The sequence below is a fragment of the Rhodococcus oxybenzonivorans genome, from assembly GCF_003130705.1.
GTDB lineage: Bacteria > Actinomycetota > Actinomycetes > Mycobacteriales > Mycobacteriaceae > Rhodococcus_F > Rhodococcus_F oxybenzonivorans.
The window spans coordinates 4260494-4276004 of sequence record NZ_CP021354.1; the positions used below are offsets into that span (position 1 = coordinate 4260494).

Annotated in this window: 26 protein-coding genes; 4 read left to right on the top strand and 22 right to left on the bottom strand. The window is 64.5% G+C overall.

Annotation, left to right across the window (positions count from 1 at the left end):
- Positions 1 to 2: 2 nt before the first annotated feature.
- From rpmD to rpsJ, 20 genes are all read right to left on the bottom strand, one after another.
- On the bottom strand, positions 3 to 182 hold the full coding sequence (gene rpmD, locus CBI38_RS20135) for a 50S ribosomal protein L30 (protein WP_005253859.1): 180 nt from the start codon (positions 180 to 182) through the stop codon (positions 3 to 5).
- Positions 182 to 838, bottom strand: coding sequence for a 30S ribosomal protein S5 (rpsE, locus tag CBI38_RS20140; RefSeq protein ID WP_109331576.1), 657 nt, complete (start codon positions 836 to 838; stop codon positions 182 to 184). Before rpsE ends, rpmD begins: the two co-directional genes overlap by 1 nt.
- Positions 839 to 869: 31 nt before the next feature.
- Complete coding sequence (gene rplR, locus CBI38_RS20145; RefSeq protein ID WP_109331582.1) at positions 870 to 1277, bottom strand: 50S ribosomal protein L18; 408 nt, start codon at positions 1275 to 1277, stop codon at positions 870 to 872.
- 1 nt (position 1278) lies between these two features.
- On the bottom strand, positions 1279 to 1818 hold the full coding sequence (gene rplF / locus CBI38_RS20150) for a 50S ribosomal protein L6 (protein WP_109331583.1): 540 nt from the start codon (positions 1816 to 1818) through the stop codon (positions 1279 to 1281).
- Positions 1819 to 1832: 14 nt separating this feature from the next.
- On the bottom strand, positions 1833 to 2231 hold the full coding sequence (rpsH, locus tag CBI38_RS20155) for a 30S ribosomal protein S8 (RefSeq protein ID WP_005239657.1): 399 nt from the start codon (positions 2229 to 2231) through the stop codon (positions 1833 to 1835).
- A gap of 153 nt (positions 2232 to 2384) precedes the next feature.
- Complete coding sequence (locus tag CBI38_RS20160; protein ID WP_005239644.1) at positions 2385 to 2570, bottom strand: type Z 30S ribosomal protein S14; 186 nt, start codon at positions 2568 to 2570, stop codon at positions 2385 to 2387.
- Positions 2571 to 2574: 4 nt separating this feature from the next.
- Positions 2575 to 3141 (bottom strand): 50S ribosomal protein L5, encoded by a 567-nt coding sequence (gene rplE / locus CBI38_RS20165; RefSeq protein WP_109331587.1) that lies wholly within the window; start codon positions 3139 to 3141, stop codon positions 2575 to 2577.
- Between the two features lies 1 nt (position 3142).
- Positions 3143 to 3460, bottom strand: a complete 318-nt coding sequence (rplX, locus tag CBI38_RS20170) for a 50S ribosomal protein L24 (protein ID WP_109331588.1) — start codon at positions 3458 to 3460, stop codon at positions 3143 to 3145.
- Complete coding sequence (gene rplN / locus CBI38_RS20175) at positions 3460 to 3828, bottom strand: 50S ribosomal protein L14 (protein ID WP_005239639.1); 369 nt, start codon at positions 3826 to 3828, stop codon at positions 3460 to 3462. The genes rplX and rplN overlap by 1 nt, the downstream gene beginning before the upstream one ends.
- Positions 3829 to 4030: 202 nt before the next feature.
- Entirely contained in the window at positions 4031 to 4312 is a 282-nt protein-coding gene (gene rpsQ / locus CBI38_RS20180; RefSeq protein ID WP_109331594.1) for a 30S ribosomal protein S17, read from the bottom strand.
- Positions 4309 to 4545, bottom strand: coding sequence for a 50S ribosomal protein L29 (gene rpmC, locus CBI38_RS20185; protein WP_109331597.1), 237 nt, complete (start codon positions 4543 to 4545; stop codon positions 4309 to 4311). Before rpmC ends, rpsQ begins: the two co-directional genes overlap by 4 nt.
- Positions 4545 to 4961 (bottom strand): 50S ribosomal protein L16, encoded by a 417-nt coding sequence (rplP, locus tag CBI38_RS20190; RefSeq protein WP_005239636.1) that lies wholly within the window; start codon positions 4959 to 4961, stop codon positions 4545 to 4547. Before rplP ends, rpmC begins: the two co-directional genes overlap by 1 nt.
- Positions 4962 to 4964: 3 nt before the next feature.
- Complete coding sequence (gene rpsC, locus CBI38_RS20195; protein ID WP_005239635.1) at positions 4965 to 5771, bottom strand: 30S ribosomal protein S3; 807 nt, start codon at positions 5769 to 5771, stop codon at positions 4965 to 4967.
- Positions 5771 to 6175, bottom strand: a complete 405-nt coding sequence (rplV, locus tag CBI38_RS20200) for a 50S ribosomal protein L22 (protein WP_109331598.1) — start codon at positions 6173 to 6175, stop codon at positions 5771 to 5773. The genes rpsC and rplV overlap by 1 nt, the downstream gene beginning before the upstream one ends.
- Positions 6172 to 6453 carry a 30S ribosomal protein S19 gene (gene rpsS, locus CBI38_RS20205; RefSeq protein WP_003940820.1) on the bottom strand — a complete coding sequence of 94 codons (282 nt, stop codon included), beginning with the start codon at positions 6451 to 6453 and terminating at the stop codon, positions 6172 to 6174. The genes rplV and rpsS overlap by 4 nt, the downstream gene beginning before the upstream one ends.
- A 13-nt stretch (positions 6454 to 6466) precedes the next feature.
- Positions 6467 to 7303, bottom strand: coding sequence for a 50S ribosomal protein L2 (rplB, locus tag CBI38_RS20210; RefSeq protein ID WP_015889918.1), 837 nt, complete (start codon positions 7301 to 7303; stop codon positions 6467 to 6469).
- A gap of 39 nt (positions 7304 to 7342) precedes the next feature.
- The gene (gene rplW / locus CBI38_RS20215) at positions 7343 to 7648 is read right to left on the bottom strand and encodes a 50S ribosomal protein L23 (RefSeq protein ID WP_109331599.1); all 306 of its coding nucleotides are present in this window, start codon (positions 7646 to 7648) and stop codon (positions 7343 to 7345) included.
- Positions 7645 to 8334 (bottom strand): 50S ribosomal protein L4, encoded by a 690-nt coding sequence (gene rplD / locus CBI38_RS20220; protein WP_109331600.1) that lies wholly within the window; start codon positions 8332 to 8334, stop codon positions 7645 to 7647. The genes rplW and rplD overlap by 4 nt, the downstream gene beginning before the upstream one ends.
- Complete coding sequence (rplC, locus tag CBI38_RS20225) at positions 8331 to 8987, bottom strand: 50S ribosomal protein L3 (RefSeq protein ID WP_009479366.1); 657 nt, start codon at positions 8985 to 8987, stop codon at positions 8331 to 8333. Before rplC ends, rplD begins: the two co-directional genes overlap by 4 nt.
- A 20-nt stretch (positions 8988 to 9007) precedes the next feature.
- Positions 9008 to 9313 carry a 30S ribosomal protein S10 gene (rpsJ, locus tag CBI38_RS20230; RefSeq protein ID WP_003938093.1) on the bottom strand — a complete coding sequence of 102 codons (306 nt, stop codon included), beginning with the start codon at positions 9311 to 9313 and terminating at the stop codon, positions 9008 to 9010.
- A 468-nt stretch (positions 9314 to 9781) separates the two neighbouring features.
- Between rpsJ and CBI38_RS20240 the strand changes: the two genes are divergently transcribed.
- The 4 genes from CBI38_RS20240 (at position 9782) to CBI38_RS20255 (ending at position 13244) form a co-directional block, all read left to right on the top strand.
- Positions 9782 to 10279, top strand: coding sequence for a hotdog fold domain-containing protein (locus CBI38_RS20240; protein ID WP_109331607.1), 498 nt, complete (start codon positions 9782 to 9784; stop codon positions 10277 to 10279).
- Between the two features lie 339 nt (positions 10280 to 10618).
- Positions 10619 to 11587 carry an ATP-binding cassette domain-containing protein gene (locus CBI38_RS20245; protein ID WP_109331608.1) on the top strand — a complete coding sequence of 323 codons (969 nt, stop codon included), beginning with the start codon at positions 10619 to 10621 and terminating at the stop codon, positions 11585 to 11587.
- Complete coding sequence (locus CBI38_RS20250; protein ID WP_109331609.1) at positions 11584 to 12399, top strand: ABC transporter permease; 816 nt, start codon at positions 11584 to 11586, stop codon at positions 12397 to 12399. Before CBI38_RS20245 ends, CBI38_RS20250 begins: the two co-directional genes overlap by 4 nt.
- Positions 12396 to 13244 carry an ABC transporter permease gene (locus CBI38_RS20255; protein WP_109331610.1) on the top strand — a complete coding sequence of 283 codons (849 nt, stop codon included), beginning with the start codon at positions 12396 to 12398 and terminating at the stop codon, positions 13242 to 13244. Before CBI38_RS20250 ends, CBI38_RS20255 begins: the two co-directional genes overlap by 4 nt.
- Positions 13245 to 13283: 39 nt before the next feature.
- Here the strand turns inward: CBI38_RS20255 and CBI38_RS20260 are convergent, their stop codons facing one another.
- Positions 13284 to 14468: an MCE family protein gene (locus CBI38_RS20260; protein ID WP_230989895.1), complete on the bottom strand. Its 1185-nt coding sequence runs from the start codon at positions 14466 to 14468 to the stop codon at positions 13284 to 13286.
- Positions 14468 to 15499: an MCE family protein gene (locus CBI38_RS20265; protein WP_230989896.1), complete on the bottom strand. Its 1032-nt coding sequence runs from the start codon at positions 15497 to 15499 to the stop codon at positions 14468 to 14470. The genes CBI38_RS20260 and CBI38_RS20265 overlap by 1 nt, the downstream gene beginning before the upstream one ends.
- Between the last annotated feature and the right edge of the window lie 12 nt (positions 15500 to 15511).

Here is a 15511-nt window from a genome sequence, read left to right on the forward strand (position 1 = left end):
GGTTAGACCTCCTCAACTGTGACGAGGTGGCGCACCACGTTGATCAGACCGCGGTTCTGCGCATTGTCCTCGCGGACAACCGTCTGCCGGATGCCCTTGAGACCGAGGGTGCGCAGCGAGTTCCGCTGGTTCTGCTTGGTACCGATGGTGCTCTTGATCTGAGTGACCTTGAGTTCGGCCATTACTTCACGCTCCCAGCCTGTGCACGCGCACGCAGCATGCCGGCGGGGGCCACATCCTCGAGGGCGAGACCGCGACGAGCGGCAACTTCCTCGGGGCGCTGCAGACCCTTGAGCGCAGCAACGGTCGCATGGACGACGTTGATGGCGTTGTCGCTACCGAGCGACTTCGACAGGATGTCGTGGATGCCCGCGCACTCCAGCACGGCACGCACCGCGCCGCCGGCGATGACACCGGTACCGGCGCTCGCGGGACGCAGCATGACGATGCCGGCAGCGGCTTCACCCTGGACGGGGTGCGTGATGGTGCCGCCGATCATCGGAACGCGGAAGAAGCTCTTACGAGCCTCCTCGACACCCTTCTGGATGGCCGCAGGAACTTCCTTGGCCTTGCCGTAGCCGACACCGACCAGTCCGTTGCCGTCGCCCACGATCACCAGTGCGGTGAAGCTGAAGCGACGACCACCCTTGACGACCTTCGACACGCGGTTGATCGTGACGACCCGCTCGATGTGGTTCGACTTCTCGGCCGACTGTCCGCCGCGACGATCGTCGCGACCGCCACCACGACGGTCGCCGCCGCCGCGGTTGTCCCCCGTGTTGGGTCCATTCTGTCCGGCGGGTCCGCTTCCGCCGTCACGCCTCTGACGTCCCGGCATCAGGCTGTCCTTCCGTTCGAAATGATGGTCATCAGAACTTCAACCCGCCTTCGCGAGCTGCGTCTGCCAGGGCCGCGATGCGACCGTGGTAGCCGTGTCCGCCGTGGTCGAAGACCACAGTCTCGACTCCGGCAGCCTTCGCGCGCTCGGCGATCAGCTGACCGACCTTCGCGCTGAGGGTCTTCTTGTCGCCGTCCGCAGCGCGCACGTCTGCCTCGGTGGTCGACGCCGCGGCCAGCGTGTGGCCCGCGAGGTCGTCCACCAGCTGGACGTGGATGTGGCGCGAGGACCGGTTGACGACCAAGCGGGGACGCTCGGGCGTGCCGGACACCTTCTTGCGGAGACGGAAGTGACGACGCACCTTCGACAGGCGACGCTTCGTGGACGCATCCTTGCCCAGCGGAATCCGCTTGGCTTTCTGGTTTGCAGTCTGGCTCATATCACTTACCCGTCTTTCCGACCTTGCGGCGGATCTGCTCACCCTCGTAACGCACGCCCTTGCCCTTGTACGGGTCCGGACGGCGGAGACGGCGGATGTTGGCCGAGATCTGCCCGACCTTCTGCTTGTCGATGCCCGACACGGAGAACTTGGTGGGCGACTCGACCGCGAAGGTGATGCCTTCCGGAGCCTCGATCGGGACCGGGTGGCTGTACCCGAGCGCGAACTCGAGGTCCTTGCCCTTGAGAGCAACGCGGTAACCGACGCCGTGGATCTCCATCTTGGTGGTGTAACCGTCGGTCACACCGGTGACCAGGTTCTGCACCAGCGTGCGAGAAAGACCGTGGAGTGCACGGCTACGACGCTCGTCGTCCGGACGGGTGACGCTGAGCGTTCCGTCCTCGTTCTTCTCGATGGTGATCGGCTCTGCGATGGTGAGGCCGAGGGTGCCCTTCGGCCCCTTGACCGTGACGTCCTGGCCGTCGATCGACACGTCGACACCGGCGGGGACGGTAACGGGAATCTTTCCGATACGCGACATTGTGGTGGCCTCCCTTACCAGACGTAGGCGAGGACTTCCCCGCCCACTCCTTGATTGGCCGCCTGGCGATCGGTGAGCAGGCCGGTGGACGTGGAAATGATCGCCACGCCGAGGCCGCCCAGAACCTTGGGCAGGTTGGTGGACTTTGCGTACACACGCAGACCGGGCTTCGAGACACGACGCACGCCGGCAAGGCTGCGCTCACGGCTCGGGCCGTACTTGAGGTCGACGATGAGGGTCTTACCGACCTCGGCGTCCTCGGTGCGGTAGTCGGCGATGTAGCCCTCACGCTTGAGGATCTCGGCGATGTTCGCCTTGATCTTCGAGTGGGGCAACTTCACCTCATCGTGGTACGCCGTGTTGGCGTTGCGCAGACGTGTCAAGAAGTCTGCGATGGGGTCGGTCATGGTCATGAGGTTGACCTCTACCTTTCTCACAACGGTTCCCTCTGCCGTGTCCGGCGCAGGCCTATCGCGAAGTAGGTCTTACGTTTCCCGGCCCGAGATTACGAACCGGAAGTCTGTGGTGGGTGACGTCGTCATCGTCGCGGCGACGACGTCACCGGATCACCAGGAGCTCTTGTGGACGCCGGGCAGCTCGCCGGCGTGCGCCATCTCGCGGACGCAGATTCGGCACAGGCCGAACTTGCGGAACACCGAGTGCGGACGACCGCACCGCTGGCAGCGGGTGTAGGCGCGCACCGCGAACTTGGGCTTCTTGTTGGCCTTGTTGACCAATGCCTTCTTAGCCATTAGCTCAGTTCTCCTTGAACGGGAAGCCGAGGTGCTTGAGCAGGGCACGGCCTTCTTCGTTGTTGGTCGCGGTGGTCACCACGGTGATGTCCATGCCGCGCGGACGGTCGATCTTGTCCACGTCGATCTCGTGGAACATCGACTGCTCGTTCAGGCCGAACGTGTAGTTGCCGTTGCCGTCGAACTGGGTTCCCGACAGGCCACGGAAGTCCCTGATGCGGGGAAGGGCCACGGACACGAGACGGTCCAGGAATTCCCACATGCGGTCGCCGCGAAGCGTGACGCGGGCACCGATCGGCATGCCCTCGCGAAGCTTGAACTGCGCGATCGACTTGCGCGCCTTGCGGATCTCGGGCTTCTGACCGGTGATCAGAGCGAGATCGTTGACGGCACCGTTGATGAGCTTGGCGTCGCGGGCGGCGTCACCGACACCCATGTTGACGACGACCTTGACGACGCCCGGGATCTGCATCACGTTGGCGTAGTCGAATTCGCTGTTCAGCGCAGCCTTGATCTCTTCGCGGTAGCGAGTCTTCAGGCGCGGCTGGATCTTGTTCTCAGTGGAGGTCATGTCAGATGTCCTTCCCGTTCTTCCGGGAAATCCGAACGCGCTTGCCGGACTCTTCGTCGGTCCGGTAGCCCACGCGGGTGGGGTTGCCGTCCGAGTCGATGACCGCGACGTTGGAAACGTGGATCGGGGCTTCCTGCGTCACGATGCCGCCGGAGGAAGCTCCGCGCTCGTTCGCGGAAACCGCGGTGTGCTTCTTGATGCGGTTCACGCCTTCGACGAGGACCTTGTTGGTCGCGGGGTAGGCCTGAATGACCTTGCCCTTCGCGCCCTTGTCCTTGCCGGCGATGACCAGCACGGTGTCACCCTTGTGCACCTTCATCACAGCACCTCCGGGGCGAGCGAGACGATCTTCATGAACTTCTTCTCACGCAGCTCACGGCCGACCGGGCCGAAGATGCGGGTGCCACGGGGATCGTTGTCCGGCTTGATGAGGACGGCGGCGTTCTCGTCGAACTTGATGTACGACCCGTCCGGCCGGCGACGTTCCTTCGTGGTGCGGACGATGACGGCCTTGACGACCTCGCCCTTCTTGATGTTTCCACCCGGGATGGCGTCCTTGACGGTGGCGACGATGATGTCACCGATCCCGGCGTAGCGGCGTGACGAACCACCGAGAACGCGGATGCAGAGAATCTCCTTGGCACCCGTGTTGTCGGCGACGCGCAGCCGCGACTCCTGCTGAATCACTTACTTCTCCTTGACCTGGTGTTTTCGACTGGAGCGACCAACTGGCGGTCGCTCTGTCGTGCACGGCAGATTTCCGACCCGACGTGCGCGGTCCGTACCCGTACCCTGCATGAGGCCGCCCTGACGGGTGGCACAACGGTGGGGTTGCCGTGCATCTGTCGCAAGGCAACCCCACCATCATACTGGACACATATTGTGGTTCTTACTTGGCCTTCTCGACGACCTCGACGAGGCGCCAGTGCTTCGTCGCGGACAGCGGACGGGTTTCCATCAGCTGCACGAGGTCACCGACACCGGCGACACCGTTCTCGTCGTGGGCCTTGACCTTGCTGGTCCGGCGGATGATCTTGCCGTAGAGCGGGTGCTTGACCCGGTCTTCGAGCTCGACCACGATCGTCTTCTCCATCTTGTCGGAGACGACATATCCGGTGCGGACCTTGCGGCTGCCGCGCTCTGTAGTGCTCACTGCTTTTTCCTCACTCATGCCGCGTCACCTGCGTCCGGACCAACGGCCAGTCCGAGCTCACGCTCACGCAGAACGGTGTAGATACGCGCGATGTCGTGACGGACGGTCCGAAGCCGGCGGTTGTTGTCCATCTGGCCGGTGGCCATCTGGAAACGAAGGTTGAACAGCTCTTCCTTCGACTCACGAAGCCGGGTGACCAGCTCTTCTTCGGTGAGCTCGCGGAGCTCTGCGGCTGGGGTTCCAGTAGCCATCAGAACTGCTCCTCCCTTGTCACGATCCGGCACTTGCAGGGGAGCTTGTGCATCGCGCGGCGCAGGGCCTCGCGTGCGATCTCCTCGTTGGGGTAGCTCATCTCGAACATCACGCGACCAGGCTTGACGTTCGCGATCCACCACTCGGGGGAACCCTTACCGGAACCCATGCGGGTTTCGGCCGGCTTCTTGGTGAGGGGGCGATCCGGGAAGATGTTGATCCAGATCTTGCCGCCACGCTTGATGTGCCGGGTCATGGCGATACGAGCGGACTCGATCTGCCGGTTGGTGATGTAGGCAGGCTCGAGAGCCTGGATGCCGTAGTCACCGAAGGTCACCTGGGTTCCACCCTTGGCGGCACCCGAACGGCTCGGATGGTGCTGCTTGCGGTGCTTGACCCGCCGTGGGATCAACATGCGTCAGCCCTCCTTCTGTTCAGTCGTAGCGGGTGCATCGGCGGTGGCGGTCGCTGCGCGACCGGCCTCGGTGCTGGTCGCGGTGGTGCCGGTGGCACCGGAACGACGGGGGCGGCTCGGACGCTCGCGCCGCGGACGATCGCCGGCGGGAGCAGCCACGTTGGCGGCGAGCTCACGCTTGCCACCGACGATGTCGCCCTTGTAGATCCAGACCTTCACGCCGATGCGGCCGAAGGTGGTCTTGGCCTCGTAGAGGCCGTAGTCGATGTCGGCGCGCAGCGTGTGCAGCGGGACGCGACCTTCGCGGTAGAACTCCGAGCGGGACATCTCGGCACCACCGAGACGACCGGAGCACTGGACCCGGATGCCCTTGACGTTCGGCTGACGCATGGCCGACTGGATGGCCTTACGCATGGCGCGACGGAAAGCGACGCGGTTCGAGAGCTGCTCGGCGACACCCTGGGCGACGAGCTGAGCCTCGGCCTCGGCGTTCTTGACCTCGAGGATGTTCAGCTGGACCTGCTTGCCGGTCAGCTTCTCGAGCTCGGAACGGATGCGGTCGGCCTCGGCGCCGCGGCGGCCGATGACGATGCCCGGACGCGCGGTGTGGATGTCCACACGCACACGGTCACGGGTGCGCTCGATCTCGACCTTCGCGATGCCCGCGCGCTCCATGCCGGTGGCGAGGAGCTTACGGATGGCGACGTCTTCCTTGACGTACTCCGCGTACTGCTTGTCTGCGTACCAGCGGGACTTCCAGTCGGTGGTGATGCCGAGTCGGAAGCCGTGCGGGTTGATTTTCTGGCCCACTACTGAGCACTTCCCTTCCGGCGATTACGGGTCGATGTTCCGGTCTTCGGCAGGCTCTCCACGATCACGGTGATGTGGCTCGTCCGCTTACGGATACGGAACGCACGTCCCTGTGCACGCGGCTGGAACCGCTTGAGGGTCGCGCCCTCGTCCACGTACGCCGTGGCAACGACAAGCGTGCTCGGGTCGAGGTCGAGGTTGTTCTCGGCGTTGGCTGCAGCGCTGGCGATCACCTTGGCGACCGGCTCGCTCGCTGCCTGCGGCGCGAACTTCAGGATGGAGAGGGCGTCTTCAACCGAACGCCCGCGGACCAGGTCCACAACTCGACGCGCCTTCATCGGCGTGACGCGCACGTGGCGCGCAATTGCCTTGGCGGTCGGGTTGGCGGTTTCGGTGTTGCTCATCGCCTCTTCGCCTTCCGATCATCCTTGATGTGACCCTTGAACGTGCGGGTCGGTGCAAACTCTCCGAGCTTGTGTCCGACCATCGAGTCGGAGACGAACACGGGGACGTGCTTGCGGCCGTCGTGAACCGCAAACGTGTGGCCGATGAAGTCCGGGATGATCGTGGAACGACGGGACCAGGTCTTGATGACCTGCTTGGTTCCCTTTTCGTTCTGCACGTCCACCTTCGCGAGGAGGTGGTCATCGACGAACGGGCCCTTCTTGAGGCTGCGTGGCATCCTTCACTCCCTCCTAGCGCTTGTTCTTGCCGGTACGGCGACGACGGACAATGAGCTTGTCACTCGCCTTGTTCTTGCGGGTGCGGCCTTCGGGCTTGCCCCACGGGCTGACCGGGTGGCGACCACCGGAGGTCTTACCCTCACCACCACCGTGCGGGTGGTCGACCGGGTTCATCACGACACCACGGACGGTCGGGCGCTTGCCCTTCCACCGCATACGGCCGGCCTTGCCCCAGTTGATGTTCGACTGTTCGGCGTTGCCGACCTCACCGATCGAGGCGCGGCAGCGAACGTCGACGCGACGGATTTCGCCGGACGGCATACGCAGCGTGGCGTAGGTGCCTTCCTTACCGAGCAACTGGATGCTGGAACCAGCCGAGCGGGCCATCTTGGCGCCGCCACCGGGGCGGAGCTCGACGGCGTGGATGGTGGTACCCGTCGGGATGTTGCGCAGGGGCAGGTTGTTGCCGGGCTTGATGTCGGCGCCTGCACCGGACTCGACCGGCGCACCCTGGAACAGGCCCTTGGGGGCGATGATGTAGCGCTTCTCACCATCTGCGTAGTGCAGCAGGGCGATACGCGCGGTGCGGTTGGGGTCGTACTCGATGTGCGCGACCTTGGCCGGCACGCCGTCCTTGTCGTTGCGACGGAAATCGATCAACCGGTAGGCGCGCTTGTGACCGCCGCCCTTGTGCCGGGTGGTGATACGACCGTGTGCGTTACGTCCACCGCGTCCGTGGAGCGGGCGAACCAGCGACTTCTCGGGGGTCGACCGAGTGATCTCGGCGAAGTCCGAGACGCTCGAGCCACGACGGCCCGGAGTTGTCGGCTTGTACTTACGGATTGCCATGAGTCTTCTCGTCCTCTATGTCTCGTCAAGTCCCGGCGCTTACGCGACCGGTCCTCCGAAGATCTCGATGGGCTTGCTGTCGGCCGAGAGGGTCACGAGCGCGCGCTTGGTGTCCTTGCGCTTGCCGTAACCGAACCGGGTCCGCTTGCGCTTGCCCTGACGGTTGGCGGTGTTGACGCTTGTCACAGTGACGCCGAAGATCTTCTCGACGGCAATCTTGATCTGCGTCTTGTTCGAGTCCGGGTGCACCAGGAAGGTGTAGGTGCCTTCCTCGATCAGTCCGTAGGACTTCTCGGAGATGACCGGAGCCAGCAGGATGTCGCGGGGGTCAGCGATGGTCGTCACTTGGCCTCCTCCTTGTTCTCTTCCTGGACGCTCTCGGCGGGCCCGTGGATGAACGTGTTGAGCGCCTCGACGCTGAACACGACGTCATCGCTGTTGAGCACGTCGTACGTGTTGAGCTGGTCGGGTGCGATGGGATGCACACCGTCCAGGTTCTGCACGCTCTTCCACGCCGCAATGTCTTCACGTCCGACGACGAGCAGGACCTTCTTGCGGTCCGAGATCTCGCCCAGGAACGCCTTGGCGCCCTTCGTCGAGGGAGTCTGACCGGCGACCAGCTCGGTGATCACGTGGATACGCTCGTTGCGCGCCCGGTCGGAGAGAGCTCCGCGCAGGGCGGCGGCCTTCATCTTCTTGGGCGTCCGCTGGCTGTAGTCACGCGGCTGCGGGCCGTGGACGGTGCCACCACCAGCGAACTGCGGTGCACGGGTCGAGCCCTGGCGAGCGCGGCCGGTGCCCTTCTGGCGGTACGGCTTCTTTCCACCGCCGCGAACCTCGCCGCGGGTCTTGGTGGAGTGGGTGCCCTGACGCGCAGCTGCGAGCTGAGCGACGACAACCTGGTGGAGAAGCGCGATGTTGGCAGGCGCGTCGAAGATCTCCGCGGGGAGGTCGACGGTGCCGTTGGTCTTGCCGCCGGCGACCTTGACGTCCAGCGTCAGCTTGGTCGTCGATGTCTCGGTGCTGGTCATGCCCGTGCACCACCCTTCACTGCACTCTTGACGATCACGAGGCCACCCTTGCGGCCGGGGATCGCACCCTTGATCAGCAGCAGGCCGTTCTCGGCGTCCACCTTGTGGACCGAGAGGTTCTGCGTCGTGATGCGGTCGCTACCCATGCGACCGGACATGCGCATGCCCTTGAACACGCGGCCCGGAGTGGCGCAACCACCGATGGAACCGGGGCGACGGTGCACAGCCTGGGCGCCGTGCGAGGCGCCCTGGCCGGCGAAGCCGTGGCGCTTCATGGTTCCGGCGAAGCCCTTACCCTTGCTGGTTCCGGTGACGTCGACGTAGGCGCCGTCCTCGAAGACCTCGGCGGTAAGTTCCTGGCCGACCTCGTACTCCGAGGTGTCGGCAACGCGGAGCTCCACAACGTGGCGGCGCGGGGTGACGCCGGCCTTGGCGAACTGGCCGGAAGTCGGCTTGTTCACCTTGCGCGGGTCGATGGCGCCGAACGCGAGCTGCACGGCGCTGTAGCCGTCACGCTCTTCGGTACGAATCTGGGTCACGACGTTGGGCCCGGCCTTCACGACGGTGACCGGAACGACCCGGTTGTTCTCGTCGAAGACCTGGGTCATGCCGAGCTTCGTGCCCAGGATTCCCTTGATCTTGGTATCAGTCATTGTTTTTGTCTCCGCCGCGCTCACTGAATATTGACGTCGACGCTGGCCGGAAGGTCGATGCGCATGAGCGCGTCCACCGTCTTGGGCGTCGGGTCGAGGATGTCGATAAGCCGCTTGTGAGTACGCATCTCGAAGTGCTCGCGCGAGTCCTTGTACTTGTGCGGCGAGCGGATGACGCAGTACACGTTCTTTTCGGTCGGCAACGGCACGGGTCCAACGACGCGGGCCCCGGTACGGGTCACCGTCTCGACGATCTTGCGCGCTGACGCGTCGATCGCCTCATGGTCGTAGGCCTTGAGCCTGATGCGGATCTTCTGTCCCGCCACGCTTAGTGTCCTTTTCTTGCCGCGTTTCGTAGAACCACCCGAGTCGGGCCGAACTACCTCGTCGTCTGCACAGTCCTTACCTGGGCCGCAACTGTCCGAACGCTAGGCGACCGGGACGCACCCGATCCGCTGCCGCTGTTCATCTGTCATGGTTCTCCGGTACACGCGGTCGGGCGTGTCGCCGTCCCACTCATTCTCCGACCCGCAACTTTTCAGCTTTCGGGCCGGGAATTCGCACCGGATGCACTCGAAATCGAGTGCACAGTAGGTACTGCTTCCGTCTTGCATGGGCCGCGAACAGCTCTTTCGAACCGCTCGACGACGTTCTTCACCCCACCTGTTTCAGGCCGCAATAGATCGCGTCCCAGACAAGGCAACCCGACCAGTATGCCGTACGAGGCCCGAGACTTCAAACCGACCCGGACCGGTGCCGCGGCCGCAGAACTTACTTTCGAGTAAGGTGTCTGGATGACGACTTCGAGTCCTACCTATGCCGCCTGGCAGAAGCTTCCGGACAACGCCCTCGGTCACACTCTCTTCTCTCTGGCGATGTGTGTACGCGTTCCCTACTTCGGCTCGGTGCTCCCCCGCGTCGTCGACATGCGCCCCGGACGCTGCGAGGTTCACGCCCCGAAATGGTGGGGCGTGCGCAACCACCTCGGCACCTTTCACGCCATCGCGGCCTGCAACCTCTCCGAGGTGGCCATGGGCATGCTGTCCGAAGCAACCGTGCCGAGCACGCATCGATGGATTCCGAAGTCCATGACGGTCGACTACCTCGCCAAGGCGAACGGATCGTTGCGGGCGATCGCCGAACTACCGGAGCCGCCGGACTTTGCCACCATCACCGAGGGCGCCGAGCTGGTGGTGCCGGTACGCATCGTCGACCGCGCGGGGAACGAGGTGGTCCACGCTGACATCACGACGTGGGTGACACCCCGCAGTGCCGGACCGGGGACTTCATAGCTCCGGGCAAGCAACCATGGTGAGCGCCGAGGCGGAAGCGGAGGTGGACGACGGCACGACGCATGTCGAAGCTCACATTTCGGTCCCGGCCCCTCCACGCCCGCGAATTGCCCTGCGGGAGTACTGCGGACACCGGGCTTGACGTTCGCACACCATGGCCGTCGACAGGGAAGACGCAGAGGTTGCGGCGGTCGCGGGAGTGGAACTGGTACAGGTGTGCGGCATTTATCGTGTACCTGTCTGCGCGCGTTACAGAAGATTCCCCGGCCCCTTCCCCGGGCGTGGACATGGTTCGCGGGTCTGGCTTCATCTCACTTCTCGCGTGCCATACTCGAGGACATGCCTGCACCTGACACCGCCGTACTTGTCGAGGGAATCGAAAAATCCTTCGGTGACGTCGCAGCGTTGCGGGGCGTGAGCTTCGAGGTACCCCGCGGCACGGTTCTGGGCATCCTCGGCCCCAACGGGGCTGGAAAGACCACCACCGTCAACGTCCTGTCCACACTGCTCCGGCCTGATGCCGGACGGGCCTTCGTCGCCGGGCACGACGTCGTCACCGAATCGGCGGACGTGCGGCGGAGCATCATGATGACGGGGCAGTACGCGGCCCTCGACGAGTCGTTGACCGGCCGCGAGAACCTCGTGCTGTTCGGGCGTCTGATGGGTCTGCCCAAGGGCGACGCGAAGGCGCGGGCCCAGGATCTCCTCACTCAGTTCGACCTCCTCGACGCCGGTGACCGAAAGGTGTCCGGCTACTCGGGCGGTATGCGTCGACGCGTCGACATCGCGTGCGGTCTGGTGATCCGGCCGGAAGTGGTGTTCCTCGACGAACCGACCACCGGTCTCGACCCCCGCAGCCGTCAGGGCGTGTGGGGTCTCGTGTCTGCGCTGAAAGATCAGGGCATCACCATTCTGCTCACCACGCAGTACCTCGAAGAGGCCGACTTGCTGAGCGACAACATCGTGGTCATCGACAAGGGCACGGTGATCGCCGAAGGCTCGGCGGACGACCTCAAGGCCCGCACCGGCGGCAGCTATTGCGAAGTCGTGCCGGTCCAGCTCTCCGATCTACCGCGCGTGCGCGAGGTTCTGGCGGGCCTGTGCCCGCCCGACCGCGTCATCGAGGAAGGTTCCGACCGCTTGTCGATTCCGGCCGAGCACGGTGCCCAGACTCTCGCCGAGGTGCTTCGTCGTCTCGACATGGCCGGTGTGAAACTTGCCGACATCGCACTCCGACGGCCGTCGCTCGATGACGTGTTCCTCTCGCTCACCGGACATGCACGCGTCGACGAGAGCCTGCCGTCGTGACGGCGCCCCCGCAGGTAGCCTTCGAACGCGCTCTCGCGGGCAAGCACCGAAAGCCCCAGCCGTCCAACGTGCAGCAGTGGGTTGCACTGACCCAGCGAAATCTCCACACCATGTCGGTGACGGGTCAGTTCTTCATCGCGGTGCTCGCACCGTTGATCTTCACAGTCGGCTTCTACCTACCGCTGCGTCTGGTGATGAAGTTCCAGGGCGTCGACTACGCCCAGTTCGTCATGCCGATCATCGTGCTCCAAGCGATGGCGTTCACGGCCGTCTCCGCCGCGCATCGAGCGGCGACCGAGGCGTCGAACGGTATGAATACCCGATTCCAGACCATGCCCGTGGGAGCAGCCATACCCTTGGCGGCGCGCATGTCTGCGTCACTCGTGCACTCGTCCATTTCGCTCGTCGCTGCCGTGACGTACGGGTATCTCATCGGTTTCAGGTTCGATGGCGGCACGAGGCTGACCCTCGGCTTCTGTGCCCTGGCGATGCTCATCGGGTTCGCACTCACGACCGGTGCGGATGCGCTCGGAACGCTGACGGGGAGCCCGGAAGTCACCAGCCAGGCGCTCACGCTCCCGCAGCTGATTCTGGGGATGTTCTCCTCCGGATTCGTTCCGGTGAGCCAGTTCCCGGAGTGGGCGCAGGGCTTCGTACGGAACCAGCCGATATCTCAGTTCTCCGAATCGATGCGTGCCATGACCGAGGGCACGATCACCCTGCACCAGATGACGCCGACTCTGCTGTGGTGCGCCGGACTCGTGCTCGCTTTCGTTCCATTGTCGATCTGGTCGAATGTGAGGCGCGGATGACCACCGAGTATCGAGCCGAGGCGCCCACCCGGGTGACGTTCCCCGCGGTGTCGAAGCCGCATCCCGAGAATTCGGCATCCGCCCTGGTGGTTCACAGCCTGTTGCAGACGAAACGGCTTCTTGTGCGTTGGGCTCGCGACCCCGGAACGATGATCCAGGCCATCGTCTATCCCGCTCTGATGCTTGTCATGTTCTGGGCCGTGTTGGGCATTTCGATCACCAAGGCCACGGGCGTCAACAGTCTGTACGGCACCGTCCCCATGATCACTCTGGTCGGTGCCATGTTCGGCTCCATCGCGGGGGGACTGTCCCTCAAGAAGGAATGGGCCAACGGCCTGCTCGGCAGGTTCTGGGTTCTCCCCGTCCACAGGGCTTCTCCCCTGGTCAGCCGGCTGCTGGCCGAGTGTGTGCGCATCTCTCTGACGACGGTCCTCATCATCGCCGTCGGAATTGCCCTCGGCTTCCGGTTCGACCAGGGCGTCCTCGCCGGCGTGGGCCTCATGCTTCTGCCACTACTCTTCGGCGTCAGCTTCGCGACGATGGTGACGGCCCTCGCTGTCAACGCGGGGAAGGCGCCACTCGTCGAACTGCTGTCCCTGCTCTGCACACTTCTGCTGTTCTTCAACTCGGGATTCGTACCCACCGCCGCGTACCCGACCTGGTTGCAGTCGTTCGTCGAGAACCAGCCGATGTCCTGTGCCATCGACGCGATGAAGGGTCTGTCGATGGGCGGTCCGGTGGCGGAACCACTGATCAAGACGATCGCCTGGTCGATCGGTGGACTGATCGTGTTCACCTACCCCGCGGTGCGCGGATACCGAAGGGCCGCAGGGACTCCCCCGTAGCACCCAGGTCCGCCTGCCGTCCCGTCGAGTCCCGCGGAATCAGCGAGGGGTCCGGCCTGTGAGGGGTGGCTGAATCACCAACGGGTCGTCTGCGGCCGGCGGACCGTACACACCCCCGGCCCGGGTCGCGTTCTCCTGCCCGAGATCGTCGGGGCGTGGGACATTGACCGCACCACGCTGTTCGAGGTAGTCCTGCGACTGGCACGTCCAGTCGAGGGCCGGTTCACGTGGTTCCGCCTCGGTGACCAGTCGGCGGGGGGCGTCGTACACACACATCGGGCCCTGCGTGCCGACGAGGAGCAGATCGGCCAGTCCGCCCTTCTCGATCGAACCGATCTTCGGCAGTGCCGTCGGCATGATCGACAGGCCGTAGTCGAGTGACGGTTGCCGATCCGCCACGATGCGGGTGGGGAGGACCAGATCGGCGAGCATGGTGCCGAGGGAGTCGCGGTTGCCGGCAAGCAGGGAGTCGAGGCTGGCCATCGTCTGGGGCGAGCGTCCCATCAAATCGACGAGAGCCGCATCGTTGGCCTGCAGTTGTTCGAAGACATTTCGTGCGGTGCTCGCCGATCCGGGCAGTGCTGCAGCCAATCCGTCGGCGCTGTCCAGGAGTGGCATTCCTTTGTCGACGATGGTGGTGAGCGCTTCTGTGCGACTGTCGAGTAGCTGCGCTGCCTCGGCCGAATTGTCGAGCAGGTTCTGCAGGTCCGGTCCGGTTCCCTGGAAGGCGGTGCCGAACGTGTCGGCAATCGTCGAGAGGTCGTGCACGTCGAGTGTGTTCACCAGGTCGGTCGCCTGAACGAGGGTAGCGTCCAGCGACTTCGGAACCCCGTCCGCCGGGATGGCGATGACGTCTCCGTCGACCAGATAGGGCGGCTGGTCGGTGGTGGGCATGATGTCGAGCGACTGAATGCCGACCGGATTTTCGGTGCTGATCTTCGCGACGGACCCGATCGGTATCTCGGTTCCCGGATGTAGTTCGATTCCGAGCACTATGCCCGAACCGGAGGGGCTGACGTCGACCGATTCGACGGTTCCCACTCCCACTCCGCGGTAGTTCACCGAGGTTCCGCGGGCGAGCCCGGCCGCGTTGTCCAGTTCGGCGCTCAGCCGGAGAGGATCGCCGAACGTGTCCGGTCCGGCGACGTACCGCAACCCGAACAGAATCGCGACCAGTGAAATCACTACGAACATGACGAGCTGCGCCACGACGTGCCGGGTCATCAGCGGACACCTCCGCCGAGCACCTCGGCCAGTGTCCGGGCTTCCGGGACCTCGAGGGGCGCCGAGCCGGTGAGCAGTTTCGCGATGACCGCTGTGACGTCGAAAGTCCCGTTGAAGGTCACGTAGTCGCCGGGTGTGGCGGCGGCGAATCCACCGAGGAACCGTGCGACCGCTTCCAGTGTCGGCGCCAGCTCCGATTCGAATCCTTCGAGGGCGGCCAGTACCGTGCCGGCGTCATCGATTTCGGCCGACAGCTCCGTTCCGGCGCTTCCGAGGACACGTTCGGCTTCCCCGGTGAGTGCGGACGCCTGGTGCATGAGCGCGGTGATCTGTTCACGCTGGGACAGCAGTAGGCCGATCACCGGCGACATTTCGGTCAGCGCGCGATCCAGTATCGGTTGTCCGGCCGCCAATTCGGCGGAAAACGTATGGGAGGCCCCTATTGCCCTGTTCAGTTCGTCACGGTGGTCATCGACGACACCCAGCGTGTTGTTCAACATGTCCGCAAGGTCTCGCACCTTGTCGGAGCGGCCGGCGAAGGCTGCGCTCAATTCCCTCATGATGGTGCTCATCTGATCGATTCCACTACCGTTGAGCACGGTGGCGAGCGCTGCCAGTCCACTTTCGATGTCCGGGCCGCGCGACGTGTGTAGCAATGGAATCGCGTCACCGTCGCCCATCGGTGTCCCGATTCCGTCCTCCACGTTCAGCCGCACGAAGGGATTGCCGAGGGCAGTGGGTAGCTCGATCCGCGCGGTGACATCTCGGGGCACACGGACGTCGTCACGGATCCGCATTTCGAGCCTGGCGGTGAAGTTTCGGGTGGACACCTCGGATACGCGACCGATCACATCCTGTCCGGCCCGGACTTCGGCACCGGGTACGACCCGGTCGGCACCCGCGAACTCTGCGGTGATGCGATACGACGGCCCGTCGGGCGCGTGACCGACCGACAGGCCTTGAAGGCTGAGCGAGCATCCGGACGTGATCGCGGCGGCCCCGAGGATCACCACAGTCGTCAGTGCGTGCATTCTGCTCCGGAT